This is a genomic window from Allobosea sp. RIT-PG3_2 (assembly GCF_057321085.1).
This window is the reverse complement of the sequence record NZ_JBXWCA010000009.1, coordinates 177,189-201,888: the sequence shown is the minus strand read 5'-3', so window position 1 is coordinate 201,888 and position 24,700 is coordinate 177,189. Positions and strand designations below refer to the sequence as shown.

General features: G+C 66.5%; 22 protein-coding genes. 7 read left to right on the top strand and 15 right to left on the bottom strand.

Going from position 1 to position 24,700, the window contains the following annotated elements; all coding sequences use genetic code 11:
- The 6 genes from AC2FAN_RS22535 to AC2FAN_RS22510 form a co-directional block, all read right to left on the bottom strand.
- Nucleotides 1–1,014 carry an ABC transporter permease gene (locus AC2FAN_RS22535; RefSeq protein ID WP_485176430.1) on the bottom strand — a complete coding sequence of 338 codons (1,014 nt, stop codon included), beginning with the start codon at nucleotides 1,012–1,014 and terminating at the stop codon, nucleotides 1–3.
- Nucleotides 1,015–1,026: 12 nt separating this feature from the next.
- Nucleotides 1,027–3,180, bottom strand: coding sequence for an ABC transporter substrate-binding protein (locus AC2FAN_RS22530; protein WP_485176403.1), 2,154 nt, complete (start codon nucleotides 3,178–3,180; stop codon nucleotides 1,027–1,029).
- Between the two features lie 352 nt (nucleotides 3,181–3,532).
- Nucleotides 3,533–4,051, bottom strand: a complete 519-nt coding sequence (locus tag AC2FAN_RS22525) for a diacylglycerol kinase family protein (protein WP_485176402.1) — start codon at nucleotides 4,049–4,051, stop codon at nucleotides 3,533–3,535.
- Nucleotides 4,052–4,060: 9 nt separating this feature from the next.
- Nucleotides 4,061–5,968 carry a linalool dehydratase/isomerase domain-containing protein gene (locus AC2FAN_RS22520; protein WP_485176401.1) on the bottom strand — a complete coding sequence of 636 codons (1,908 nt, stop codon included), beginning with the start codon at nucleotides 5,966–5,968 and terminating at the stop codon, nucleotides 4,061–4,063.
- A complete protein-coding gene (locus AC2FAN_RS22515; RefSeq protein ID WP_485176400.1) occupies nucleotides 5,965–6,333 on the bottom strand; it encodes a winged helix-turn-helix domain-containing protein in 369 nt (122 codons plus the stop codon). The genes AC2FAN_RS22520 and AC2FAN_RS22515 overlap by 4 nt, the downstream gene beginning before the upstream one ends.
- A complete protein-coding gene (locus tag AC2FAN_RS22510) occupies nucleotides 6,317–6,808 on the bottom strand; it encodes a hypothetical protein (RefSeq protein WP_485176399.1) in 492 nt (163 codons plus the stop codon). The genes AC2FAN_RS22515 and AC2FAN_RS22510 overlap by 17 nt, the downstream gene beginning before the upstream one ends.
- 279 nt (nucleotides 6,809–7,087) lie before the next feature.
- On the opposite strand from AC2FAN_RS22510, the gene AC2FAN_RS22505 reads away from it, so the two are divergent.
- Entirely contained in the window at nucleotides 7,088–7,300 is a 213-nt protein-coding gene (locus AC2FAN_RS22505) for a helix-turn-helix domain-containing protein (RefSeq protein ID WP_485176398.1), read from the top strand.
- 326 nt (nucleotides 7,301–7,626) lie between these two features.
- Here the strand turns inward: AC2FAN_RS22505 and AC2FAN_RS22500 are convergent, their stop codons facing one another.
- The 4 genes from AC2FAN_RS22500 to AC2FAN_RS22485 all read right to left on the bottom strand — a co-directional run bounded on the left by AC2FAN_RS22500 (nucleotide 7,627) and on the right by AC2FAN_RS22485 (nucleotide 12,458).
- Entirely contained in the window at nucleotides 7,627–8,508 is an 882-nt protein-coding gene (locus AC2FAN_RS22500) for a cytochrome c1 (RefSeq protein WP_265054417.1), read from the bottom strand.
- Between the two features lie 7 nt (nucleotides 8,509–8,515).
- A complete protein-coding gene (locus AC2FAN_RS22495; RefSeq protein WP_265054418.1) occupies nucleotides 8,516–9,799 on the bottom strand; it encodes a cytochrome b in 1,284 nt (427 codons plus the stop codon).
- A 53-nt stretch (nucleotides 9,800–9,852) separates the two neighbouring features.
- Nucleotides 9,853–10,401: a ubiquinol-cytochrome c reductase iron-sulfur subunit gene (gene petA / locus AC2FAN_RS22490; protein WP_265054419.1), complete on the bottom strand. Its 549-nt coding sequence runs from the start codon at nucleotides 10,399–10,401 to the stop codon at nucleotides 9,853–9,855.
- A 191-nt stretch (nucleotides 10,402–10,592) separates the two neighbouring features.
- Nucleotides 10,593–12,458 (bottom strand): ABC transporter ATP-binding protein, encoded by a 1,866-nt coding sequence (locus AC2FAN_RS22485; RefSeq protein ID WP_265054420.1) that lies wholly within the window; start codon nucleotides 12,456–12,458, stop codon nucleotides 10,593–10,595.
- 116 nt (nucleotides 12,459–12,574) lie between these two features.
- Here AC2FAN_RS22485 and AC2FAN_RS22480 point away from each other — a divergent pair, with 116 nt between their 5' ends.
- Together AC2FAN_RS22480 and hemF are read left to right on the top strand one after the other, a co-directional pair.
- Complete coding sequence (locus AC2FAN_RS22480) at nucleotides 12,575–13,072, top strand: tRNA (cytidine(34)-2'-O)-methyltransferase (RefSeq protein ID WP_485176397.1); 498 nt, start codon at nucleotides 12,575–12,577, stop codon at nucleotides 13,070–13,072.
- A complete protein-coding gene (gene hemF, locus AC2FAN_RS22475) occupies nucleotides 13,050–13,976 on the top strand; it encodes an oxygen-dependent coproporphyrinogen oxidase (RefSeq protein ID WP_485176396.1) in 927 nt (308 codons plus the stop codon). The genes AC2FAN_RS22480 and hemF overlap by 23 nt, the downstream gene beginning before the upstream one ends.
- On the opposite strand, the gene AC2FAN_RS22470 is transcribed toward hemF, so the two are convergent.
- Genes AC2FAN_RS22470 through AC2FAN_RS22455 form a run of 4 tightly spaced genes read right to left on the bottom strand, consistent with a single transcriptional unit; the run spans nucleotide 13,973 to nucleotide 16,752 of the window.
- Complete coding sequence (locus AC2FAN_RS22470; RefSeq protein ID WP_485176395.1) at nucleotides 13,973–15,211, bottom strand: CCA tRNA nucleotidyltransferase; 1,239 nt, start codon at nucleotides 15,209–15,211, stop codon at nucleotides 13,973–13,975. The two genes, hemF and AC2FAN_RS22470, sit on opposite strands and share 4 nt — an antisense overlap.
- Nucleotides 15,208–15,465 carry a DUF6111 family protein gene (locus AC2FAN_RS22465; protein ID WP_265054424.1) on the bottom strand — a complete coding sequence of 86 codons (258 nt, stop codon included), beginning with the start codon at nucleotides 15,463–15,465 and terminating at the stop codon, nucleotides 15,208–15,210. The genes AC2FAN_RS22470 and AC2FAN_RS22465 overlap by 4 nt, the downstream gene beginning before the upstream one ends.
- 46 nt (nucleotides 15,466–15,511) lie before the next feature.
- Entirely contained in the window at nucleotides 15,512–16,147 is a 636-nt protein-coding gene (locus AC2FAN_RS22460; protein WP_485176394.1) for a CoA pyrophosphatase, read from the bottom strand.
- Nucleotides 16,148–16,164: 17 nt separating this feature from the next.
- A complete protein-coding gene (locus tag AC2FAN_RS22455) occupies nucleotides 16,165–16,752 on the bottom strand; it encodes a DUF1285 domain-containing protein (RefSeq protein ID WP_485176392.1) in 588 nt (195 codons plus the stop codon).
- 203 nt (nucleotides 16,753–16,955) lie between these two features.
- On the opposite strand from AC2FAN_RS22455, the gene AC2FAN_RS22450 reads away from it, so the two are divergent.
- The 4 genes from AC2FAN_RS22450 to AC2FAN_RS22435 are packed head-to-tail and all read left to right on the top strand — an operon-like array spanning nucleotide 16,956 to nucleotide 23,826.
- Nucleotides 16,956–17,978, top strand: coding sequence for an AAA family ATPase (locus AC2FAN_RS22450; protein ID WP_265054427.1), 1,023 nt, complete (start codon nucleotides 16,956–16,958; stop codon nucleotides 17,976–17,978).
- A 4-nt stretch (nucleotides 17,979–17,982) separates the two neighbouring features.
- Complete coding sequence (locus AC2FAN_RS22445) at nucleotides 17,983–18,900, top strand: DUF58 domain-containing protein (protein WP_265054428.1); 918 nt, start codon at nucleotides 17,983–17,985, stop codon at nucleotides 18,898–18,900.
- Nucleotides 18,901–18,910: 10 nt separating this feature from the next.
- Complete coding sequence (locus AC2FAN_RS22440) at nucleotides 18,911–21,733, top strand: DUF4159 domain-containing protein (protein ID WP_485176390.1); 2,823 nt, start codon at nucleotides 18,911–18,913, stop codon at nucleotides 21,731–21,733.
- A 2-nt stretch (nucleotides 21,734–21,735) separates the two neighbouring features.
- Complete coding sequence (locus AC2FAN_RS22435) at nucleotides 21,736–23,826, top strand: hypothetical protein (RefSeq protein WP_485176389.1); 2,091 nt, start codon at nucleotides 21,736–21,738, stop codon at nucleotides 23,824–23,826.
- Nucleotides 23,827–23,938: 112 nt separating this feature from the next.
- Here AC2FAN_RS22435 and AC2FAN_RS22430 read toward each other — a convergent pair whose 3' ends face one another.
- Nucleotides 23,939–24,445: a GNAT family N-acetyltransferase gene (locus tag AC2FAN_RS22430; RefSeq protein ID WP_265054431.1), complete on the bottom strand. Its 507-nt coding sequence runs from the start codon at nucleotides 24,443–24,445 to the stop codon at nucleotides 23,939–23,941.
- Nucleotides 24,446–24,700 lie beyond the last annotated feature (255 nt).

Genomic DNA, 24,700 nt, shown 5'->3' with positions numbered 1-24,700 from the left:
CTACCCTGCGACCCTGACGCGGACGTCGACGACTCCGTAGAGAACGTCGATGAGCGTGTTGACGAGAATGTAGAGGATCGCGACCGAGAGGACGAAGCCCTGCACTGCCGCGTAATCCGAAGCCACCAGCGCCTCGATGGCATAGGATCCGACGCCGGGCCAAGAGAAGACCTTCTCGACCACCACGTTCGCGCTGATCAGGAACGAGAACACGAGGCCGGCCGTCGTCAGAACCGGCAGCAGCGCGTTGCCCAGCGCATAGACGTAGACCAGCCGCCAACGCTTCATGTCGTAGGAACGGGCGGCCCTGATGAAATCATCCGTGAGCACCGCCAGCATCGCGCCGCGCGTGATGCGCGTGAGCGGTCCGATGCCGGCCATGGCGAGGGCGATCGCCGGCAGGACGAGATGGGCCGCGCCGTCGCGGAAGCCGTCCCAGTCGCGGCTGAGCAATGCATCGATCAGCACGAAGCCCGTCCGCTCTACCGGCGGGAAGCCCATGGGATCGAGCCGCCCGAGCGGCGCCGGAGCGATGCCGAGCAGGTAGTAGAAGACGAAGACGAGCAGCAGGCCGGAGAAGAAGGCCGGCATCGACAGCGTTACCGTGGAGAGCAGCCTTGCGAGATGGTCGAGGATGCTACCCCTGTGCAGCGCGCCGGCTACGCCGAGCGGAATCGCGACGAGCAGCGCCAGTGCCAGCGAGATGCAGGTCAGTTCGAGCGTCGCCGGCATCCGCGCTGCGAGGTCGCTGAGGACCGGCCGGCCCGTCACCAGCGAGCGCCCGAGGTCGCCGCGGGAGAGATCGGCCAGATAGGCGACGAACTGCTCCCACAGCGGCCGGTCCAGCAGCAATGCCTTGCGGATGTCGGCGATGGCTTCCGGCGTAGGCGCCGCGCCCGCGAAATAGACCGCGGGATCGCCCGGCAGCAGCCGCGTCAGGACGAATGACACGACCACGACGCCGAAGAGAGTCGGGACGGCGAGAGCCGAACGCCGCAGCAGGAGCCAGACGATGCGGGCCAAGGGTCAGGCTTTCGCGAGGCTTCGCGCATCGACCTGCCGATGGAACATGTAAACATATCCCTTGACGGCCGGCTGCACGACGACATCCAGGTTCGGTTGGTAGAGAGGGATGTAGGGAACCTCGTTCATGGCCAGCTTGACGAACTGCTTGACCAGCGCCTCGTAGGAGGCGCCGTCGCGTTCCTGCCGGGCGGCATCGAGCAGCCTGTCCATCTCCGGGTTCTTGTAGCTCGCGATGTTCCAGACCGTGTTCTGGCCGTGCCAGATCCAGCGAAAGAAGAAGTCCGGCCCGTCGAACCAGGCTCCGAAGGTGTCGAGCGCCAAAGGCCAGTTCTTCTGGCTGCGCCGTGCGAAGAAGTCCGGAATCTTCTCGAGCGTGAGCTTGACGCCGAGCTTCCCCAGAGCGTCCTGGATCACGAGCGCCGCCGGCTCGTCGACTGTAGCCGCGCCCGCGTCGAAGAAGAGCTTCGTCTCGAAACCGCCGGACAGGCCAGCCTCGGCCAGAAGCGCCTTCGCCTTGTCGGGATCGTGGCTGTAGGGGAAGGCCTGCGGCCAGGAGGCATCGGCCGGCGCGCCGGGGGCGCCGTACATCGGCTTGCCGCGGCCGAAAACCGCGCTCTCCAGCACCTTTTCATAGGGAATGGCGTAGGCGATGGCCTGGCGGACCCTGACATCGTCGAACGGCTTGATGACCGTCGACAGGGCGAGATATTTCAATGTGTTGGCCTGAGGTGCCGACTCCACGCCGAGCTTCTTCGCCGCGATGATGTCGGCGACGTCGCGCGGCGGCAGATCGGTCACCACATCGGCATCGCCGCGATCGATGAGGGCGCGCCGCGTGCCTGCCGCCGCCACCGTCCGGTACAGGACACGCTCGGCCTTCGGCACCGTGCCGCCCTTCCAGCCATCGAAACGCGTCAGCACGACCTGCTCGCCCGGCTTGAACGACTCGACCTTGTAGGCGCCAGAACCGGCCGAATTGATCTTCGTCCATTCCAGCGCCCAGGGATCGGCGGCCGTCGCGTTCTTCTTGCAGAGTTCGCTGTTGTAGATGCTGGGCACGACGATCGCGAGGCTCGGCAGCGTCAGCTTGTCCGGGCGCAGGAACTTCACCCGGAAGCTGTGGTCGTCCACCACCTCGAACTGGCTCACATCGGTGAGCGACGCCTGCTCCATCTGCCGCTGGGGGAAACCGCCCACGGAAACGAAGCGGTCGAACGACCACTTCACGTCGCGCGCGGTGACGGGCGCACCGTCGTGGAAGGTCGCATTGCGGCGCAGCTTGAAGAGAACGGCGGAATTGTCGGGCGCGATTTCCCAGCTTTCTGCGATCTGTGGCTCCAGCTTGGAATAATCGTAGCTCTGGACACCGTTCGGCAGCGTCTTCACGCCGAACTGGATCAACCGGTCATAGATCATCATGCAGAGCCCGTAGGATCCGCGGTTCGCGCCGGCGGTATGGGTATCGAGGCTGTTCGAATTCAGTTCGGACGCGATCAGGATCGAGCCGGACCGGCCTTGGGAAAAAGCCGGCTGCCCGACGAGTGACGCTGTGCCGAGCGCTGCAAAATGCATGAATGTCCGGCGATCCATCCTGCCTGCTCCATCGAAAAATCGGAAATGATGCAGCTTCGAGACGAAGCTGCATCGCATGCGCAACTGCGAATCCGTCACCCTGTCAATCGGGCTTCGTAAGGTAAGATTTAAATTCCAGGTTCGCTGCCTGCATTGGTCCATCACATGCGCAGATTTATACAGAACGAAATTCTGTTCCACGGCTTCAAATAATGCGATACAACTTAAGAGAGCAGAATAGATCAAAGCGACATCACCGATAGAATGATGATATCGCCTTGGCGGAACGCTCGAATTCAGGAACCCATGCGGCGCTGATACGATCGCGACTCGGTTTCCTGAAAATGCAGAGAGCGCCGGAACATCGCGAGGCGATCGATAGGCGGCACCGAGACGACGGGGAAGATTGGCCAGCCGGAAGAACAGGTCCTCGCGGAAGCACCATTCACTGACCTCACGGCACAGATCGCAATTGGTCACAGCGATGATGCGCATGTCGACCTGCCCGCGCGCTCCTCGCCGAGGCGCTGGATCTCGCAGCGGGGGCCGATCAATCGACACCGGCGGATGCTCCGGCAGCATCCGGGCGGCCCCGCGTGTCCCGGGACGATCAGCGAAGGGCTGGCAGAACTGGCGCTTGCATATGATTTATGACGTTACAACGTCACAATCATAAATTCGTGGGCATTCAGAGATGCAGCCTGCCTATGATCGGATTGCGGACTACGCCGCTGTGGTGATCGGATCTGGAGCTGCTGGCGAGCATCCGGCTACCGCGAGTTTTCGGGGTCCGCTTTCGGGCAAAGTTCCACAGTCCGCTTCTAGCGCTGTTTGCCCGGTATAGAACCTCTGCACGAGAGGAATCAGCGACAGCGTGATCAGGACCACTGCTTGACCTCTGCGCGGCACGGACGGCAACTAATTGTCGATTCCTTCAGCGCATCGCAACGCGGCAGATCACATCGGGAACGAACATGAGCTTTGGCAAAAAATGAGGGGCAAAGATCGTCGTTCCGACCAATCCAGCAAAGCACGCTGAGATAAGGACAGCCGCGGCTGCGGCATCTTTCGCGGCCTTGATGGCAGCGTGATGCTCAAGAGTCACGGCGTTGCAGGCTTGCTCGATCGCGGTGTTGATCACCTCGACCACCAGGACGAGCGCGATCGCCAGTCCGAGCCAACGCCATTCCGCGAGATCGAGTCCGACCCATAGCCCCATCGCGACGACGATGCCCGCGAAAGCAAGATGAATCCACATGTTCGGCTCGCTGCGGACAACGAAAGACACTCCTTCGGCTGCGTGGCGAAAGCTGTCAGCTCGATTGCGGGCGCGGATCGGTCCGCCTGGTGATGTCGTCGGAGCCGGACGCCACGCGAGCGGGCTTGATCTCAGGACCAGTATCGGACGTGATACCAGGGCGAGCAAAATGGCGATGACGGTGCAACAGACCATGGAAGCCCCTCAGATTTTTGGTTCGAGGCTAAGGACGGTGCGTTCGGCGAGGGCAATCTGCAGGACCGCGCGCCCCTCGGCGTCGCTCTTCAGCGTTGGTAAGCTTGGTTGCCCCGTCGAGTACGCACGATCGGGAAGAAGACCGCCAAACGCAAGGGTCACCGAGCACGCTCCGTCGCCCGGGTGCAGGACAAGCTCCATGCTTTGGCCATTCGATCTGGCCTTGGCAATCAGCACGGCTGGGTAGGGAGCTGCGACAAGCCGAGGGCCAGCGCACGCCGTGCTGGCTTCGACGAGATCACGAAGCCCGTTCGTCCGTCCGCACCTAGCGAGAAGCTCGCATGAGTGGGCCCAAAGCGAAGATTTCTCCCGATGAATGGCACCACGATCCGATCGCGAGCGGCATTCGTCCTCCAATCGCGCCAAGCACTCGGCTGCGATGTGCTGATCACCGAGCTCGACCGCGGCGGCTGACGTCGCGGCGTAGCCGGCTGCTCGGCTGAAGCCGTAGTTTCCGACGTCGACCGGCCAGAACAGATGCCTCCAGTCTCCTACATCGAGCCGCTCACGCACCCGCGCCCAATGCTCTTCCGCTCGTTTCGGCGACAAGGCATTCAGAAATAGACAGGGGAAGGCCTGCATGACGATCCCGCCAGGGGCCGGCGGCGCGATACCTGTCAACGCGGAGCGAAACGCGATGAAACTGCCGTCCGGGGCTGTTGCTTCCCGGTCCAGGCTACGAAGGAACCGGTCGGCGAGACCGGGCCAGTGATCTGTGCCCGCGCGCGCATCCATCGCGCGCAGCCCTGCCATCGTGATGATGTTGCACAGGGGGTAAATCCAATTGGGCTCGCAAGCGAGCAGACCGTAGGGGGCCCCTGCATATTGCCTGGCCAATGCAGTCGCGATGTCGCCCGGTGCGTAGCGCCGCCAAGTGGCGCCCCGATCATGGAGGGTAAGATCGTCGAAGGAACCGCCAATCCCGATCTGCAGCGCCGTGAAACCCGAATACATGATGTTCTGCCGGGGTACGGGATCCGCACCGAGGCGAAAATTGCCCCACGCATTCTCGAGCCGCCAGTAACGCCACAAACGGCGATCACCGATTTTGGTTAGAAGGGACTTTTGCGCCTGCAAGAAATAGGCGTCAGCGGCAGGAGCGTAGTTGGCCCGTGCCATCGCGAGGGCGTACGCTATAAAGTTGACCTGATAGCGGACCGCCGCGGTCTGAAACTGATCGCGCCATTCGAAGCCGTCGAAGCGTTCGACCGGCTGCAATGCCCGATCGAGGAGGACGCGCAGCCGCTGCAGTGTCTCCAGCGATAGCTCGTCACAGCCCGGTGCGGATGCAGGAACTCGGATGGCTTTCGGTATGCTTGTGCTCGTCTGCGTTTTCCGCGGCCGACGCCATCCGATTATGCTCGCGGTGGCCGCAAGAGCCGGCACCAGCACGAATTGCCAGCCCCCTGACACCTGGCCGCTATCGAGTGCGAATAACTCGGGCCGTGCCGAAGCCACTGCCAAAAGAGCCCAGGTCGCAATCGGCGCGACCAGATTGCCGGTTGCAAACCACACAATCAGGGCGGCAAAGAACAGTACGAGACCCGCAGAAGTCCAGCCCACAGCAAAGAGAAACTGGTCACCCGCCGCCCATTGGAGAAAGCCCACTCCTGGCGCCATGACTCCGAGCGCTATGGCTGCCGGCTTCGAACTAAGCGGGACGACAAGATAAGCAAGGGAGAGCGTTGCGACGACTGTGGCATAGGCGATCGCAAGCTGCCTTTGCTGCCGAACATATTGCGGCAACGATTCATCCCTAAATGCAAATAACTTTACAATGCAAAGCGATAAGGCAAAAATGGAGATGGCTGCTTGTCGGACAAGAAATCCCTTCGGCTTGTCTGGCTTGGAGCTCATGCGAGCTTCTCCTGCGGCTTCATTCCCTTGCGGTGTTGCTCGGCGCGCCTGGCGCTGCGGAGCACGTGTTCGAGAACGCCCAGATAGTCGGAAAAACGCCTGCGACCTTCGTCGGTAAGCCGACAGGTCGTCAGCGGCCGTCGACCTTCGAAGCCCTTGGTGATGGTCAGCATGCCAGCCTCTTCCAGGATCTGGACGTGCCGGCTGAGGTTGCCGTCCGTCAGGCCGCACAGATCCCGAAGTTCGATGAAACTCAGGCCCTTCGGATGATCCGCCAGCGATGTGAGGATGCTCAATCGCGCCTTTTCGTGAAGCACGCGATCCAGCCCCTCGAAGGCGAAGGGCGCTTCAGTGCTCTTGATCAAGGTCGTCCTCTTTGGATGCGGCGTGAAGGATGCCGGCCACCAGCAACTGGCCTAAGCCGAAAGGAAGGCCCATCAGCCATCGGTTGGCGATATCTGCGTCAGCGCTGAGCAAGAGGGTCGCAGCGCCCGCGGCGAAATAGAATAGGGCGGCCCAGACCATCTGTCGTGGCAGATTGCCAAGAACGGCGAAAATCCCGACGCCGATCAGGATCTGCCACAGACCGGGCAGCAGGCGTGCATGCTCCGGCATCCGTAACAGCACGACCACGCCGGCAATGGCTCCGGCGGCCGCGGCGGGCAGAAACCGGTGGAACGTCAAGGTGAGGAGCCGGTCCGCCATCGTCGGGTGGAGCTTGCGCGATCTGAGGATCGCTTCCGCGCCGATCATGCAGACACAGAGTCCGGCCAGGAGAACCCAGGCAACCAGCCGGTCATCACCTAGAGACGTCTGCCAGACGACCAGGGCCAAAGCCATCAACCCAGTCGCCGCCACGATATGTGGGGCAAGCCCTCGGAACCGGGAGCTAGCGGCCAATTGCCCGCGAAGGCGGACGATGTCGTCAAGAGCGGAGTCTAGATCGCGCATGTCGGCCATGTATCGCAGAATTCTTTGCGATGTAAAGTTATTTACTTTGGAGCCGCTGGCGCGACATTTCAATCCGAAGCTCCAGGAACTTTGGCGCTTTCTCAACCAAGCACCAGACTTTCCCTGCTCCGATGGCTGCCCGGCCGCCTATCTCGATCTGTCTATCGGATGGAAATCCGAGAGGTCCTGGCGGCTAATCTAAGGCGATGCCGCCGGCTAGCCGGGTTGTCGCAGGAGGAACTCGAACATCGGGCGGATATCGATAGGACGTACATAAGCTCCCTCGAGCGCTGCCAATATGCAGCAAGCATCGACGTCATCGGTCGGCTAGCCAAAGAGTTGGGAGTGAAGGCTGCCGACCTTGTGAGGCGCTCCGGCTAGATCATCAGGCCCTAAGCCCATCTGCCGCGATCTAGCGACGGTGCGTTCCTTGGATCGTTGTGAAACAAGCTATTTTGAGTTCGGTCCCGGTACCCCGTTGCCCCGATCGTCGATCACAATCGGAGCTATGCTTGCAGCATTTTGAGCGTGCTGGCGTGCCTGACAGCCTAAACAATCGCCCGCCAACTGACGTGAACGCGGCGGACCGGTGGCGGCGCGGCTGCGCCGCCACCTACTGTGAGTGTCTGTGCTCGCGAAAATGACTTAAGCCAACAGGGTCACCTGATCACAAGCATGAGGGGCTTTACGCATAGGAGCGACGCTGCTCAGTGAGCCGGCGAGCCGTCCGGCATGCGCGACCACACCTTCTTCTTGGTGTAGTAGAGCAGCCCCGCGAAGATCACGAGGAAGATCATCACCTGCATGCCCAGGCGCTTGCGCGCCTCGAGATGCGGCTCCGCCATCCAGACCATGAAGGCCGAGACGTCGCGGGCATACTGATCGACCGTCTCCGGCACCGGCGACTTGCCGTCCGGCCCCTTCGGATACTCGACCTGCCCGTCCGAGAGCGGCTTCGGCATCGCGATCAGATGGCCGGGCATGTACTCGTTGTAGTTCTGCCCCGGCAGGAGCGCCGGGAAGCCGGCCGGCGGCTCCTTGTAGCCGACGAGCAGGGCGTGGATGTAGTCCGGCCCCTGCTCCTGATACTGGGTGAAGATGTCGAACACGAAGGTCGGGAAACCGCGCGTATAGGTGCGGGCCTTGGCCAGGACCGAGAAATCCGGGGGATAGGCGCCGCCATTGGCCGCGCGCGCCGCCTGCTCGTTCGGGAACGGCGACGGGAAGCGGTCGGCCGCCCGGCCCGGCCGGTCGAACATCTCGCCGGTTTCGTTGGGGCCGTCCTTGATCTGATAGGTCGCGGCCAGCGCTGCGACCTGGCCGGGCGTGAATTCGGGGCCGCCCGGCTGCGACAGGTTGCGGAAGGCCGCCAGGCTGGCGCCATGGCAGCTCGCGCAGACTTCCTTGTAGACCTTGAAGCCGCGCTGAAGCTGCGCGCGATCGAACTTGCCGAAAGGTCCGGCGAAGGACCAGTTCAGCGCCGGCGGCCTGGGTCCGCCCTCGGCTGCCTGCGCCGCCGGCTGGAACAGCGCCAGCGACAGGCCGGCGGCAAGCCCGGTGAGGGCGAGACGAAACGATGTTCTGCTCATGGTTCCGTCAGCCCTTGACGTTCGGTTCGGCAGCGGTGGCGGTCGCGATGCGCACCGCCGAACCACCCTTGGCGGAGGCCAGCACGGAATCGGCGATCGAGGTCGGCAGCGCCTTCGGCCGCTCGAACAGGCCGACGACGAACAGCGCGACGAAGAAGCCGAAATACAGCACGGTGAAGATCTGGGAGGCGATGACGTAGCCGCCTTCCGCCGGCATGGCGCCGAGATAGCCCAGGCCGATGCACACCACGAGGAAGGCCCAGAAGAGCTGGCGCGCGATCGGCCGGTAGCTCATCGACTTCACCTTGGAGGTGTCGATCCAGGGCAGGAAGGCGAGCACGACGATCGCCGCGCCCATCGCCATCACGCCGCCGAGCTTGTCGGGAATGGCGCGCAGGATCGCGTAGAACGGCAGGAAGTACCATTCCGGCACGATGTGCGCCGGCGTCGAGGCCGGGTTCGCCGGGATGTAGTTGTCGGCATGGCCCATGAAGTTCGGCTGGTAGAACACGAACCACGAGAACACGATCATGAACACGACCATGCCGAGGATGTCCTTGACGGTCGCATAGGGCGTGAACGGCACGGTGTCCTTCGCGACGTTCTTCACCTCGACGCCCGACGGATTGTTCTGGCCGACGACGTGCAGCGCCCAGATGTGCAGGATCACCACGCCGAAGATCATGAAGGGCAGCAGGTAGTGCAGCGAGAAGAAGCGGTTCAGCGTCGGGTTGTCGACCGAGTAGCCGCCCCACAGGAAGGTCACGATCGTCTCGCCGATCACCGGCAGCGCCGAGAACAGGTTGGTGATGACGGTCGCGCCCCAGAAGGACATCTGCCCCCAGGGCAGCACGTAGCCCATGAAGGCCGTCGCCATCATCAGCACGAAGATCACCACGCCGAGGATCCAGAGCACCTCGCGCGGCGCCTTGTAAGAGCCGTAATAAAGCCCGCGGAAGATGTGCACGTAGACGGCGACGAAGAACATCGAGGCGCCGTTGGAGTGCAGATAGCGCAGCAGCCAGCCATAGTTCACGTCGCGCATGATGTGCTCGACCGAATTGAAGGCCAGCAGCGAATTGGCGGTGTAATGCATCGCCAGGATGATGCCGGTGACGATCTGCGCCACGAGCATGAACACGAGGATGCCGCCGAAGGTCCAGAGATAGTTGAGGTTGCGCGGGACCGGGTAGGACACCGCCGAGTCATGCGCGAGGCGGATGATCGGCAGACGCGCATCGAGCCAGCGCTCGATGCCGGTCTTCGGGACGTAGGAACTGTGACCACTCATGAAGAATGCCTCAAGGCTGTCTCATCTTGGCGGGAAAGCGTCGAGCGCATTGCTCAGCCGATCTTGATCTTGGTGTCCGCGGTGAAGGCGTAAGGCGGAACCGGCAGGTTGAGCGGTGCCGGGCCCCTGCGGATGCGGCCGGAGGAATCGTAGTGCGAGCCGTGGCACGGGCAGAACCAGCCGTCATAGTCGCCCTTGGACTCGCCGGGCGCGGTGCCCAACGGAATGCAGCCGAGATGGGTGCAGTTGCCGAAGACGACGAGGAACTGTTCGTGGCCGGCCTTGGTGCGCTGCTGGTCGGTCTGCGGGTCGCGCAGCGTCGCGACGTCGACGGCCAGGGCCTCGTCGATCTCCTTCTTGGTGCGGTGGCGCACGAAGATCGGCTTGCCGCGCCAGAACAGCTTGATCGCCTGGCCTTCCGCGATCGGCGCCAGATCGACGTCGACAGGCGCGCCGGCGGCGACGGTCTGCGCATCGGGGGCGAGCTGGCTGATCAGCGGCACGACAACGGCACCGAGGCCGACGGCGCCAAAGGCGCCGGTCGCAAGCATCAGGAAATCGCGGCGGGTTGTTCCGGTCGATGTATCGGTCGCGTTCGCCACGATCCAATCCTCTTACACGTCTTGCGAGCTGTAACAGCTCGAAATTGTCGCCTGTCGCCCTCATAGGGGCGCGCCGCTGCCGCCGCAATGCGGCGGTGCGTCACCATCGGCTCTTTGACATGCAGATTGGACGAAGTCTACTGTCGCGAACGTCCCGCCCATGCATGGCGCACAGACCTCTGGCGGGGACTTCAGACCGCGAGCTTTTCCGGATCGGCGGCGGCAAGGAAGCCGCCCGATTGCCGTGCCCATAGCCGGGCATAGAGCCCGCCGCTCCCGATCAGCTCCTCATGGCTGCCGGTGTCGACGATACGGCCCTTGTCGAGCACGATCAGGCGGTCCAGCGCCGCGATGGTCGAGAGGCGGTGCGCGATCGCGATCACGGTCTTGCCCTGCATCAGCGCGGTGAGCTGCTGCTGGATCGCCGCCTCGACCTCCGAATCCAGGGCTGAGGTCGCCTCGTCGAGAATCAGGATCGGCGCGTCCTTGAGCAGCACGCGGGCAATGGCGATGCGCTGGCGCTGGCCGCCCGAAAGCTTCACGCCGCGTTCGCCGACGCGCGAATCGAAACCCTGCCGTCCATCCTGGTCGCCGAGCCCGAGGATGAACTCGTGCGCCGCCGCCTGCCGCGCCGCGGCGACGATCTCGGCCTCGCTGGCGCCGATGCGGCCATAGGCGATGTTGTCGCCGATCGAGCGGTGCAGCAGCGAATTATCCTGCGTCACCATGCCGATCTGGGCGCGTAAGGAGTCCTGCGTGACATGGGCGATGTCCTGGCCGTCAATCAGGATGCGCCCGCCCTCGAGCGGGTAGAGCCTCAGCAGCAGGTTCACCAGCGTCGACTTGCCGGCGCCCGAAGGGCCGACGAGCCCGATCCGCTCGCCGGGCTTGATCGCAAGGTCGAGCCCTTCGAACAGCCCGCCACCCCTGCCGTAGTTGAAGCGGATCTTCTCGAAGCTGATCGCCCCCTTGTCGACGACCAGCGGCACGGCTTCCGGCGCATCGGGCAGGTCGTGCGGCTTCGCGATCGTCTCCATGCTCTCCTGCACCGAGCCGATATTCTCGAAGATGCCGCGCACGAGGTGGATCAGCCAGCCCGACATCTGCACCAGCCTGAGCACGAGGCCGATCGCGGCAGCGACCGCGCCCGGCGTCATCTCGCCCTGGCTCCACAGCAGCAGCGCGAGCCAGGCGGTCGCGACGACGAGCAGGCTGTTCATCGTCTGCAGGATGACGCTGACGCCGGTGATCAGCCGCGACAGGTTGAGGAAGGAGGCGTTCCACCGCGTCAACGAGTCGCGCACGGCCGAGCGTTCCGCGTCGCTGCGGGCGAAGAGCTTCACCGTCAGGATGTTGGTGTAGGAATCGACGATGCGTCCGGTCGTGCTCGACCGTCCGAACGAATTCGCCTCCGAGCGCGCCTTGGCGCGCGGCACGAAATAGATCAGCAGCGCGATATAGGCCGCGAGCCAGGCGATGACCGGCATTGCCAGCCAGATGCTGGTCCTGCCGAAGAAGCCGATTGCCACGGTCGCGAACACGAGCGCGTACCAGAGGTCGTCGATGACCTCGATCGTCGCGCCGCGGATCGACTGTCCCGCCTGGATGACGCGGGCCGACAGCCGCCCGGCGAAATCGTTCTGGAAATAACCCAGCGCGTGGCCGAGCGTGTAGACGTGGTTGCGCCAGCGGATTTGGTTGGTGATCTGCGGCACCACGACTTGGTCGACGATGGCGTGGTTGGCGAAATAGATCAGCGGCCGGACGACTACGAGCAGGAAGGCCGCGCTGGCGAGCACCCAGCCATGGTCGCGGAAGATCGTCTCCGGCGACTGGGTCGAGAGCAGATCGACGAACCAGCCGACCATCAGATACATCGCCGCCTCGATGCCGCTGAAGCCGAGGCCGGTGATCATGATCGCCGCCATCCAGCCCTTCACACCCTTGATGTGGTGCCACATGAAGGGCCAGACGCCACGCGGCGGCGTCTCCCGCTCGTCGAAGGGAGCGAAGACGTCGATTCGGCTTTCGAGCCAGCGGAAGAGCGGGGCAAACATGTCCGCCCTCCTCTGGGTCGGCATGACGACGGAATTGAGACCGCGATATGGGCGCGTTTCGGGGCGATCGCCAGTGTTCTTGACGCATGTCGGCTCGCCACCGCATGACAGCAGACATGTTGCGTCTCGCTCTCTTCCAGCCGGACATCCCGCAGAACGCGGGCACGATGATCCGCATGGCGGCCTGCCTCGGCATTGCCGTCGACATCGTCGAGCCCGCCGCCTTCGATGTCTCGGACCGGCATTTCCGCCGCTCGGGCATGGATTATCTCGAACGCGCCGCCATCGCCCGGCATGATTCCTTCGCGGCTTTCGACAGCTGGCGTCGCGAGAACGGCCACCGCCTCGTCCTCGCCGAAACGGACGGAGCGATCCCCTTGCCGGATTTCGTCTTCCAGCCCGGCGACGTCGTGCTGGTCGGCCGCGAATCGGCCGGCGTGACGGCCGAGGTGCAAGCGGCGGCCGAGACGAGCCTGCACATTCCGATGCGGACGGGTTTGCGCTCGCTCAATGTCGCGCTGGCCGCTGCGATGGTAATGGGCGAGGCGTTGCGACAGACAGGCGGCTTCCCGCGCCGCGATGGACCGGACCATGAGCACACCCAAGCCCGTTGAGAATCCGCCCGCCGACCCGGCCGTCGTCGAGGCGATGAAGCCCCGCGCCGCGGCGTGGTTCGAAAGCCTGCGCGACCGTATCTGCGCCGCCTTCGAGGCGGTCGAGGACGAGGCGGGCGGCCCCTTCCCCGCCGAGGCCGACCAGCCCGGCCGCTTCGTCCGCACGCCCTGGCAGCGCACCAATCATGACGGCGCACCCGGCGGCGGCGGCGTGATGTCGATCATGAAGGGCCGGATCTTCGAGAAGGTCGGCGTCCACGTCTCGACCGTGCATGGCAGCTTCCACCCCGACTTCGCCGGGCAGATCCCCGGCGCCTCCGAGGATCCGCGGTTCCACGCCACCGGCATCTCGCTGATCGCCCATCCCTGGAATCCGCATGCGCCGACCGTGCACATGAACACGCGCTTCGTCGTCACCACGAAGCCGTGGTTCGGCGGCGGCGCCGACCTGACGCCGGTCCTCGTTGCGAGGCGCAATCAGGAAGACCCGGATTCGAGCGAGTTCCACGCGGCGATGCGCCGCCCCTGCGAGAGCTTCCCCGCCGTGGCGGACTATCCGCGCTTCAAGCAGTGGTGCGACGACTATTTCTTCCTGAAGCACCGCAACGAGCCGCGCGGCATCGGCGGCATCTTCTACGACTATGTCTGGACAGGCGACCCGGAAGCCGATTTCGCCTTCACCAGGGCTGTAGGCGAGGCATTTCTCGACATCTATCCCAACCTCCTCTGCCGCAATATCGGCAAGCCCTGGAGCGAGGCCGAGCGTCACGAGCAGCAGGTTCGCCGCGGCCGCTATGTCGAGTTCAACCTGCTCTACGACCGCGGCACGATCTTCGGGCTGAAGACCGGCGGCAATGTCGATTCGATCCTGTCCTCGATGCCACCGACGGTGCGCTGGCCCTAAGCCAACGCCTGCCGGCTCACGGCGTCGAGCAACTCGAACTGCGCCTGCCGCTCGGCCGGACACCCCGCCTTGATCCACAGCCGGCGCGTCTCCGTCAGGACCCGCCCGATCTCCTCGCCTTTCGGTACATCGCGGGCCAGCACGTCCTGCCCTCGCGGCAGGAATGGCGGCGTAGCTCCCAGCTGGCCGATGAGGCTCCGGACATGACGGCCGGCTTCATCGCCCGCCATGGCATTGAGCAGCACGAGGGCCGCGGCAGCCGCGTCGTCTCCGGCACGATCGGCAACCAAGCGAAAGCATGCGAGCGAGGGTAGTTCGCCCCGGCCGCCGAGCGCTTCCAAAGCAAGCGCGATCCGCTCGATCCGGTCGAACTCGTCGTTCGACAGCCGCAGCCGGTCGCGCAATCGCGGCGCATCCTCGGCGACCGAAACGGCCAAGGCCGCCAGCCGGAACGCCGGGTGGACACCTTCGCCGTCCTCTCGCGCCACGGCTGCGAAACGGGCAAGGTGCGGCACCGCGCCGATCACCGGCATCAACAGCCCGGCGCCTGCCATCGCATCGAACGTGGCCGCAGCCCCAGGCGCGACCAGCAGCTTCATCAATTCGGCGCGGACCCGTTCCCGCGACAGCCCCTCGAGCCCCCCGCGGCCCGCGATGCAGGCGCGCAAGCCCTCGGCATCGGGCGCACCCACGCCATAGCGCGCATGAAACCGGAAGAAGCGGAGGATCCGCAGATAGTCCTCGCGAATGCGCGTTTGCGCCTCGCCGATGAAGCGCACGCGCCGGGCGACGAGATCGGCGAGCCCGGTGCTGTAATCGTGGAGCCCGCCATCCCGGTCGAGCCCCAGCGCATTGATCGTGAAGTCGCGCCGCAGCGCATCCTCAGCGAAATCGCGCCCGAAGACGACCTTGGCGCGCCGCCCATCGGTTTCGACGTCGCGCCGCAGCGTCGTCACCTCGAAGGTCGCACCGCCCGATATCAGCGTGACCGTGCCGTGCTCGATGCCGGTCGGCACAGCCTTGAAACCGGCCTTCCGGCCGCGCCTGATCGTTTCCTCGGGCAGGGCGGTGGTGGCGAGGTCGATATCGCTGGCAGCCTCTCCCAGCAGGAGATTGCGCACCGCGCCGCCGACGATGCGGGTTTCCTCGCCCTCGCCGTTCAGCGCGCTCAGCAGCCGGACCAGAACCGGCTCGGCCAGAAAGCGCGCGATGGCGCTTTCACGCTCGGGTTTCATTTAAAGCGGCCCGGCACGAGCACGCCATTCTCCATATGCGGCGGCTCATAGGCGCCCTGGCTGCGCGGCGCGAAGAATCCGCCATACGCGAAGACCGCGATCGAGAGCAGCAGGCCGACGACGGCGAGCCAGAAGGCATGCCGGCTCCAGTGCTCGACATCGAAGGGGTTGCGCCTCTTGATGACGAGATAGCCCGCGAAAATGCAGAAGGGCAGGACGAAGAGCAGTACCTCTTCGATGATCGCGCGCAGCATCGGCTTCGTCGTTCCCCGGTGCGCTTTCGGCGCAGAGACATGAATTCTAACCGGCCAGCCGCTCGTAGAGATTGCGGATCATGCCGGCGGTCGCACCCCAGATATAGCGACCCTCGAACGGCATCGCATAGTAGGTGCGGAAATGTCCCTTCCACTCCCGCCCTTCCCGCTTGTGATTGGCGGGGTCGAGCAGGAAGGAGAGCGGCGTCTCGAAGGCCTCGTCGACCTCGTGACGGTTGATCGTCAGCGAGAAGGGCGGCTCGACCAGCGCGACGACGGGCACGATGCGATATCCGGTCCCGGTCAGATATGCATCGAGAAAGCCGAGCGTGCGGATGCGCTCCCGCGGCAGGCCGATCTCTTCTTCCGTTTCGCGCAAGGCGGTGACGACCGGTGAGCCATCGATGGCATCGACGCGTCCCCCGGGGAAGGCGACCTGCGCAGAATGGTTGCGCAGCGCTGCGGCGCGCTGGGTCAGCAGCACCGTCGGCCCCGTCTCGCGCGGCACGATCCCGATCAACACGGCGGCCGCCACCGCGCGCTTCTCGTCGGGAATCGGCACGGGCTGGGGCTGGTTCTCATGGTCGCCGCGTGGACGCGCGATCACCTCGCCGAGCAAGGGCGGCTCGGCGCGCAGGCGCTCGCGCGCCAGCTTTGCGAAGGCCTCCGTGCTGAGGTTCAAGGCGTGGCCGTTGGTCGTCAAATCTCGATGCCTTCGATCTCGCTCGCCGGCAGCGCCGGGTAAAAATGCCCGGCGGCGGCGATGCCGAACATCGCCTCCCCTTCGGCCTCCCGCACCTCGCCGAGCGCCAGCAGGTCATAGGTGACCGCCCGCGTCAGCCGGGCCCAGAGGCCGTGCCGAACATGGACATAGGGTTTCAGCCCGTCCTTTGCAGCCCGCTCGAAACGCAAGGGATGCTCGGGCCCGACGCAGAGCAGGTCGTCGACCTGCGTCCGGAAGGCGATTCCCCTGCCGTCGCCCTCGCCGTCCAGCTGCATCTCGACAGCCTGGAACGGCGCGTCCTCGACCGTGATCCCGACTTTCTCGACCGGGGTCACGAGAAAGTAATCGTCGCCCTCGCGCTTCAGCACCGAGGAAAACAGCTTCACCAGAGCCGGCCGGCCGATCGGCGTGCCCAGATAGAACCAGGTGCCGTCGGCGGCGATACGCATGTCGAGATCGCCGCAAAAAGGCGGGTTCCAGCGCTCGACAGGCGGCAATCCGCGCATCTTGCCGCCGCCTATCGCGGCCATCAGCCGATCCATCGCATTGCCCGGAGCCGTCATCGAAAGGCCCGTCCCCGCCTGCTGCGGCACATTGGTTGCATCGTGTTTCTGCCTTGAACTCCACATAATCGTGAAGCCGAGATGATGTGTACCGTCCCATTCGGCGCTTGAGCCGCCGGGGTGGCCCGTCCACAGTCAACGGCGGAACACATCGATCGGTTCGCATAGGGGCGCAACGGCCCGCGACAGTGAAGGAGACCGACATGGCGGTACAGGCCCGCGCGAGCGAGAGCAATTCCCCGATCGATCTCGACAGCGGCATCGTCGAGGCGGCCGAAGCCGCGCTCGGTGCCATCGGCGCGGCGCGCAAGGAAATCGGCCAGGTCATCTTCGGCCAGCAGAAGGTCGTCGATCTCTCTCTCGTCACGCTGCTCGCGGGCGGCCACGGCCTGCTCGTCGGCGTGCCCGGCCTCGCCAAGACCAAGCTCGTCGAGGCGATGGGCACGGTGCTGGGGCTCGCGGCGCGGCGCGTTCAGTTCACGCCCGACCTGATGCCCTCCGACATCCTCGGCTCCGAGGTTCTCGACGAGAGCGCCGATGGCAAGCGCCATTTCCGCTTCATCAAGGGCCCGGTCTTCGCCCAGCTCCTGATGGCGGACGAGATCAACCGCGCCTCGCCCCGCACCCAGTCCGCCCTGCTGCAGGCGATGCAGGAGCACCACGTCACCGTGGCCGGCGAGCGCTACGACCTGCCCGCGCCCTTCCATGTGCTGGCGACGCAGAACCCGATCGAGCAGGAGGGCACCTATCCCCTGCCCGAAGCCCAGCTCGACCGCTTCCTGCTGGAGATCGATGTCGGCTATCCCGACCGCGAGGCCGAGCGCCGCATCCTGCTCGAAACCACCGGCGCCACCGAATACAAGCCGTCCCAGGCGATGACGGCGGAGACGCTGATGTCGATCCAGCGCCTGGTTCGCCGCCTGCCGGTCGGCGAGGCCGTCGTCGATGCGATCCTCGACCTCGTCCGCTCCGCCCGCCCCGGCGAAGGCGACGCCGCCGTCACCGAGAAGCTCGCCTGGGGTCCCGGCCCGCGCGCCAGCCAGTCGCTGACGCTCGCGGTGCGGGCCCGCGCATTGGTCGAGGGCCGGCTCGCGCCCTCGGTGGACGATGTCGCCGCCCTCGCTTTGCCCGTGCTGAAGCACCGTATCGCCCTGACCTTCGCCGCTCGCGCCGATGGCGAGACGGTCGAGCGCGTCATCGGCAGGCTCGTGGAACGGCTGGGATAGGTCGATGCTGCGCACGCGCGTCCTGGGTTCGAGCGAACGGAAGCCGGCCAAGCCGATCCTGACGGAGTCGCTCGACCTCGCCGCGCGCTTGCCGCGCCTGATCCTCGAGGCCCGCCGCGTCTCCGCCAGCATCCACGGCATCCACGGCCGGCGCCGCTCCGGGCCGGGCGAAACCTTCTGGCAGTACCGACCGCTCGTCGCCGGCGAATCGGCTTCGCGCATCGACTGGCGCCGTTCGGCGCGGGACGGCCATCTCTTCGTCCGCGAGCGCGAATGGGAGGCTTCCCACTCGATCTGGCTCTGGATCGACCGCTCGCCATCGATGGGTTTCGCCTCCTCATTGGCGATGGCCTCGAAGATCGACCGTGCGCTGGTCACCGGCTTCGCCCTGGCCGAAGCGATGGTCGAGGGTGGCGAGCGCGTCGGCCATCTCGGCCTGACGCGGGCGCTTGCCTCGCGCCGCATCGTCGAGTTGCTGGCCCAGGCCATCGTCGCCGACAGCCGCGGCGGCGACGCCGATCTGCCGCCGGGCGGGCCGCTGCCGCGGCTGGCCGACGCCATCATCATCACCGACGGGCTTTCACCCTCCTCCTCGCTGGCGCAGCGCATCGCGACCATGGCGTCATCAGGCGCGCGCGGGCATGTCCTGCTGATCGCCGATCCGATCGAGGAAACCTTCCCCTTCACCGGCCAGGCCGAGCTCTTCGACCTCGAGGACGGCTTGACGCTGCGCGTCGGCGACGCCGGCTCCTGGGGCGAAGAGTATCGCCAGCGCCTCGCTGCCCATCGCGAAGCGATCGCGGAGGCCTGCCGCAAGGCCGGCTGGACCTTGACGCTCCACCGCACCGATCGTCCCGCCAGCGAAGCCGTGCTGCGGATCGCCAGCCTCGTCGCCGCCTCGCGCGGCGCGTCGGGCTTCTAGGGGACCCGCCATGTTCAGCGCCCTCCCCTTGAGTTTCTCCGCCCCGCTCGCCCTGGCAGCGCTCGCGCTGCTGCCGGCCCTCTGGCTGATCCTGCGCGTGACGCCGCCGCGCCCGCGCCGCATCGATTTCCCGCCGCTCAAGATCATGGCGGACCTCGTCGCCAAGCGGGAATTGCCGGCCCATACGCCCTGGTGGCTGCTTGCCATGCGCATGACGGCGGCTGCGCTCGCCATCCTCGCGGTCGCCGGCCCGATCTGGAATCCGGCGCGTGAAGGCGCACCGCTGCGCGGCCCGGTCCTCCTGCTCGTCGATAACGGCTTCGGCGCCGCCGCCGACTGGCCCGAGCGCATCGCCGTCGCCGAATCGCGCATCGCTGCCGCGACGCGCGAAGGCCGCCCCGTCGCCATCCTCGGCCTCGCCGAGGCTCCGGCAGCCATCACGCTCGCGGAACCCCGCGCCGCCCTCGATCGGCTGCGGGCTTTGGCGCTTCAACCTCACGCGCCCGACCGCGCCGCCCATCTGCCGCGCGTCGAGGCCTTCCTGCAGACCGCGCCCGAGGCCGAGATCGTCTGGATATCCGATGGCCTCGCGATGGCGGACGATGGCAGCTTCCAGGCGCGGCTGAAGCAGATTGCCGATGCGCGCCGCCTCTCGATCCATGCCGGGCCGCCCGGCCAGCTCGCGCTCGCCGCGCCCGACAATCTCGCCGGTGCTCTCAGCGTGAAGGTCCTGCGCCCGACGGCGAGTGCTCCCGCGACCGGACAGGTCCGTGCGCTCGACCTTAAAGGCCTGCCGCTCGGCGATGTGCCCTTCATCTTCGAAGGCTCCAATCTGCAGACGACAGCGCGGCTGACCCTGCCCATCGAGGTCCGCAACGCCGTTTCGCGCCTGGAGATCGTCGGCGAGAACAGCGCCGGCGCGGTGGCCCTGCTCGATGATCGCGCGAAACGCCGCCGCGTCGGCATCGTCTCGGGTTCCACCGCCGATACCGCCCAGCCCCTGCTGTCGCCGACCTATTACATCTCGCGCGCGCTCCAGCCCTTCGCCGAGGTGCGCGAGCCGCGCCAGGGCTCGACCGATCCGGTCGGAGAGCTTCTCGCGCAGAACCTCTCGGTGCTCGTGCTCGCCGATATCGGCGCGCTCGACCGCGACACCAGCGCCAAGGTCTCGGATTTCGTCACCCGCGGTGGCGTGCTGCTGCGCTTCGCCGGCGCGCGCCTTGCCGCCTCGTCCGACGACCTGACGCCGGTTCGCCTGCGCCGGGGCGGCCGGACGCTGGGCGGCGGGCTGTCCTGGGAGACGCCGCGTAAGCTCGCGCCCTTCACCCGGGAGAGCCCCTTCTTCGGCTTGATCATCAATGACGACATCCGCGTCACCCGCCAGATCCTGGCCGAGCCGGAGCCGAACCTCTCGCGCAAGACCTGGGCTGCGCTGGAGGACGGCACGCCGGTCGTCACCGGCGAGCGCCGCGGCGACGGCCTCATCGCCATGGTCCATGTCACCGCCGACACGACCTGGTCGAACCTGCCGCTCTCGGTCCTCTTCGTGGATATGCTGCGCAGGGTCGTGAACCTCGCCGGCACGGGGCCCGCCGCCGATGCGCAGAGCGACGAGACTCGCGTGGAGACGCTGTCGCCGACCCGCGTGCTCGACGGAAGCGGCCGCTTCCGCACCCCGCCGGCGACGAGCCAGCCCGTTGCCCGCAACTATGCCGGCCGCGCCACCTTGGCCCACCCGCCCGGCCTCTACGGCCCCACCGACGGCTCGCTTGCCGTCAATGCGCTGACGCCGAACGATACACTCGCAGCCCTGGACCTCGCCGGCCTCGGCGCGCCGATCCTGCCGATCGACGAGCCCGTCGCGCGCGATGCCCGCCCGCCGCTGCTGGTGCTCGCCTTGCTGCTGCTGATCGTGGATACGCTGGCGACGCTCTGGCTCGGCGGACGGCTCAATCTCGGCCGCGTCCGCAAGGCGGCTGCGCCGGCCGCGATCCTCCTGGCCCTGACATTTGCCGGCGGCCTCCTGCCCGACATCGCCCGCGCCCAGCCCGCCCCGGCCGCGCCCGCCGATAATCGCCCGCCGATCCCGCGCGAACTCCTCGCCAATGGCGCCGTGACGCGGCTCGCCTATGTCGTCACCGGCGACAGGGCCGTCGACGACATGTCGAAGGCCGGCCTCGCCGGCCTGAACACCGTGCTCGGCGCGCGCACGGCGCTGGAGCCCGGCGATGCCGTCGGGGTCAATGTCGAGCGCGACGAACTCGCCTTTTTCCCGGTGCTCTACTGGCCGATCGTCGCGGGCCGGCCGATCCCCTCGGCCGAGACGCTGCGCAAGCTCGAAGCCTATATGAAGGGTGGCGGCCTCGTGATCTTCGACACGCGCGACGCCATGAGCGCGCGGCCGGGCGGCGGCACCACGCCCGAGGGCGACCAGCTCAAGCGCATGCTGCAGACGCTCGACATCCCGGAGCTCGAGCCGCTGCCGCGCGACCACGTCCTGACCAAGACCTTCTACATCCTCGACGAGCTCATCGGCCGCTACGACACGGGCACGACCTGGGTCGAGACGCTTCCGCCGGCGGACAATGACGGCCGCCGCCCGGCGCGCGCCGGCGACAATGTCTCGCCCATCATCATCACCGCCAACGACCTCGCCTCGGCCTGGGCCATCGACAAGCGCGGCGAAGGGCTGGTGCCGCTTTCCGGCGCCGATCCGCGCCAGCGCGAGATGGCGCTTCGCGCCGGCATCAACCTCGTGATGTACGCCCTCACCGGCAACTACAAGGCCGACCAGGTCCACGTCCCGGCCCTGCTCGAACGCCTGGGACAATGACCATGTGGAGCGTCTCCTTCGCCCCGCTGGTGCCGCTGCCGCTGCTGATCGGCCTTGCCGTTCTCGCCGCGCTGGCCGCCGGCGCGGCCATCGTCCTGGCCGGGCGCAGCGCCATCCTGCGGGCGCTGGCGCTGATCGTGCTGACCGTCGCGCTGGCCGATCCCTCGCTGGTCTTCGAGGATCGCGAGCCGGTCAAGGACGTCGTCTCGGTGGTGGTCGACCGTTCGGCCTCGAACCGCCTCGCCGATCGCTCCGCTCAGACCGACGCCGCGGTGGCGGAGGTCGAGCGGCAATTGCGCGGCATTCCCAATGTCGAGCCGCGGATCGTCGAGCTGCGCGACGCGCAAGGCACCAGCGACGGCACCCGCCTGTTCGAGGCGCTCGCATCGAGCCTCGCCGACGTCCCCTCCGAGCGTGTCGCCGGCGCCATCGCCATCACAGACGGCCTCGCCCACGACACGCCGGCCAATGCCGAGGCTCTGGGCCTGCGCGCGCCCCTGCATGTCCTGACCACCGGCCGCAACGCCGAGATCGACCGCCGCATTATGCTGGTCGATTCGCCCCGCTTCGGCATCGTCGGCAAGGATCAGGTCATCCGCCTGCGGGTCGTCGACAAGAACGGTTCGAGCCGCGCCGGCCTCACCATCCGCCGCGACGGCGAGATCGTCGCCCGCCGCGACGTCGCCACCGGCCAGATCGTGCAGGTTCCCATTCGCATCGACCGTGGCGGGCCGAACGTCGTCGAGATCGAGGCCGCGCCGCTCGACAACGAGCTGACGCTCGCCAACAATCGAGCCGTCATCACCATCGAAGGCGTGCGCGACAAGCTGCGCGTGCTGCTGGTCTCGGGCGAGCCGCATCCGGGCGAGCGCACCTGGCGCAACCTCCTCAAGGCCGACGCCAATGTCGATCTCGTCCATTTCACCATCCTGCGCCCGCCGGAGAAGCAGGACGGCACGCCGATCAACGAGCTCTCGCTGATCGCCTTCCCGACGCGCGAGCTGTTCCAGGTCAAGATCAAGGAATTCGACCTGATCATCTTCGACCGCTACGCCAACCAGTCGATCCTGCCGCTGCTCTATTTCGAGAACATCGTCCGCTATGTCCGCGACGGCGGCGCACTCCTGGTCGCCGCCGGCCCGGAATATGCGGGATCGCAGACGCTCGCCCGCACACCGCTCGGCCAGATCCTGCCGGCCGTGCCGGATGGCAGCGTCATCGACGAGGCCTATCGCGCCCAGGTCAGCGAGCCCGGCAAGCGCCACCCCGTCACCCGCGACCTGCCGGGTTCGGAAGTCTCGCCGCCGCGCTGGGGCGAATGGCTGCGCATGGTCGGCGCGCAGGCCCGCGCCGGCGCTGCCCCCGTGATGACCGGCCCCGGCGAACGGCCACTGCTGATGCTGGCGCGCGAGCAGAAGGGGCGCGTCGCGCTCTTCCTCTCCGATCACGCCTGGCTCTGGGCCCGCGGCTTCCGCGATGGCGGCCCCTATCTCGACCTGCTGCGCCGCCTGAGCCATTGGCTGATGAAGGAGCCGGAGCTTGAGGAGGAGGCGCTGCGCGCCACCGCCCGCGGCGGCACCGTCGAGGTCGAGCGGCAGACGCTGAGCGACAATCCCACCCCCATCACCATCACCGGCCCCGACGGCCAGTCGCGGACGATCCCGCTCGAGCCGGGTCGCCCCGGCCTGTTCACCGCGCGTATCCCGACCGGCGATCAGGGCCTCTACCGGCTGACCTCCGACAATCTCACCGCCTTCGCCAGCGTCGGCCCCGAGAACCCGCGCGAGCTGATGGAGGTGGTCAGCGACCCCGCCGCCCTCCAGTCGCTGGCGCAATCGACCGGCGGCTCCTCGCGCCGCATCGGCCAGGAGAGCGGCTCCGGCGTCAGCCTGCCGCGCATCGTGCCGGTGCGCTCCGGCAGTCAGTTCGCCGGCAACGACTGGATCGGGCTGAGGATCAGCGATTCCGGCATCGTTCGCGGCGTGCAGATCTCGCCGCTCTTCGTCGGGCTGCTCGGCCTCGCGATCCTGTTCGGCGCCCTCGTCGCCGGCTGGCTGGGGGAAAGCGGGCGCCGCTTCAAGCGTCAGGCCTGAGGCCCCGCCGTCATTCTCGGGCGAAGCACAGCTTCGACCCGAGAATCTCTGGACGAGAAGCCACTGGTTTCCGAGATGCTCGGGTCAAGCCCGAGCATGACGCCGGTTGGGTTCACCCCACCCGCGCCGACGTCACCGCACCGCGGCGCTGCTTCAGCACGCCTTCGACCAGCTCCAGCGCCAGGAAGCGCGCCGGATCGGCCGGGCCGGGCAGCACGAGCTGGCCGAGAGGCAGGACCTTGAAGCCGAAACGGGCGTAGTAAGGCGCATCGCCGATCAGCATGATCAGGTCGTAACCGGCCTCGCGCGAGGCCTCGATCGAACGGTCCATCAGCGCAGCCCCGATTCCCCGGCCTTCGAAGGCGGGGTCGACCGTCAGCGGCCCGAGCATCAGCGCCTTGTGGCCGCCCGCGACGACCGGCGTCACCTTGATCGAGCCGACGAGAAAGGTGCCGACATGCGCGGCGAAGGACAGCGCCGGATCGGGCGGCACGCCCTCTCGCAAGCGGAAAGCCGTGCGAGCGAAGCGGCCGGGCCCGAAGGCGCGCTCATGCAGGCGCTCGATGGCGGCGGCGTCCACGGGCAATTCGTGGCGGATGGTCAAAGGCAGGGATGTCATGACGTTAACGCGAGGCAAGAAGCGGATCGGCGAAACGAAGGCAGGCGCGTATGGGCGCAATGCCAGGCAGGCGCTTTCAGCGCGCCGGTCGTCGCAGGTCTCGGAGGCTTTGCCCGTTCGTCATGGGCTGCGCCTCTAGCAGAGCTTCCGGCCGGCGTCCATCCGTCTCGCGCCAGCGCATCGCCGCCTTGCCGGCGATGGCGGATTGGTTTCAATTCACGACGTGAACGGCGGGGGGAATAACCGGTCGCTTTC

Bases quoted from the DNA above. Each gene is read 5' to 3' on its own strand.
- AC2FAN_RS22470 (WP_485176395.1), bottom strand. From the start codon at position 15,211: ATGAAACCCGAGCGTGAAAGCGCCATCGCGCGCTTTCTGGCCGAGCCG.
- AC2FAN_RS22465 (WP_265054424.1), bottom strand. From the start codon at position 15,465: ATGCTGCGCGCGATCATCGAAGAGGTACTGCTCTTCGTCCTGCCCTTC.
- AC2FAN_RS22455 (WP_485176392.1), bottom strand. From the start codon at position 16,752: ATGACGGCTCCGGGCAATGCGATGGATCGGCTGATGGCCGCGATAGGC.
- AC2FAN_RS22495 (WP_265054418.1), bottom strand. From the start codon at position 9,799: ATGAGTGGTCACAGTTCCTACGTCCCGAAGACCGGCATCGAGCGCTGG.
- AC2FAN_RS22435 (WP_485176389.1), top strand. From the start codon at position 21,736: ATGTGGAGCGTCTCCTTCGCCCCGCTGGTGCCGCTGCCGCTGCTGATC.
- hemF (WP_485176396.1), top strand. From the start codon at position 13,050: ATGAGCACACCCAAGCCCGTTGAGAATCCGCCCGCCGACCCGGCCGTC.
- AC2FAN_RS22510 (WP_485176399.1), bottom strand. From the start codon at position 6,808: ATGGCTTTGGCCCTGGTCGTCTGGCAGACGTCTCTAGGTGATGACCGG.
- AC2FAN_RS22450 (WP_265054427.1), top strand. From the start codon at position 16,956: ATGGCGGTACAGGCCCGCGCGAGCGAGAGCAATTCCCCGATCGATCTC.
- AC2FAN_RS22485 (WP_265054420.1), bottom strand. From the start codon at position 12,458: ATGTTTGCCCCGCTCTTCCGCTGGCTCGAAAGCCGAATCGACGTCTTC.
- AC2FAN_RS22440 (WP_485176390.1), top strand. From the start codon at position 18,911: ATGTTCAGCGCCCTCCCCTTGAGTTTCTCCGCCCCGCTCGCCCTGGCA.
- AC2FAN_RS22525 (WP_485176402.1), bottom strand. From the start codon at position 4,051: ATGGTCTGTTGCACCGTCATCGCCATTTTGCTCGCCCTGGTATCACGT.
- AC2FAN_RS22500 (WP_265054417.1), bottom strand. From the start codon at position 8,508: ATGAGCAGAACATCGTTTCGTCTCGCCCTCACCGGGCTTGCCGCCGGC.
- AC2FAN_RS22505 (WP_485176398.1), top strand. From the start codon at position 7,088: ATGGAAATCCGAGAGGTCCTGGCGGCTAATCTAAGGCGATGCCGCCGG.
- AC2FAN_RS22430 (WP_265054431.1), bottom strand. From the start codon at position 24,445: ATGACATCCCTGCCTTTGACCATCCGCCACGAATTGCCCGTGGACGCC.
- AC2FAN_RS22480 (WP_485176397.1), top strand. From the start codon at position 12,575: ATGTTGCGTCTCGCTCTCTTCCAGCCGGACATCCCGCAGAACGCGGGC.
- AC2FAN_RS22520 (WP_485176401.1), bottom strand. From the start codon at position 5,968: ATGAGCTCCAAGCCAGACAAGCCGAAGGGATTTCTTGTCCGACAAGCA.
- AC2FAN_RS22445 (WP_265054428.1), top strand. From the start codon at position 17,983: ATGCTGCGCACGCGCGTCCTGGGTTCGAGCGAACGGAAGCCGGCCAAG.
- AC2FAN_RS22530 (WP_485176403.1), bottom strand. From the start codon at position 3,180: ATGCTGCCGGAGCATCCGCCGGTGTCGATTGATCGGCCCCCGCTGCGA.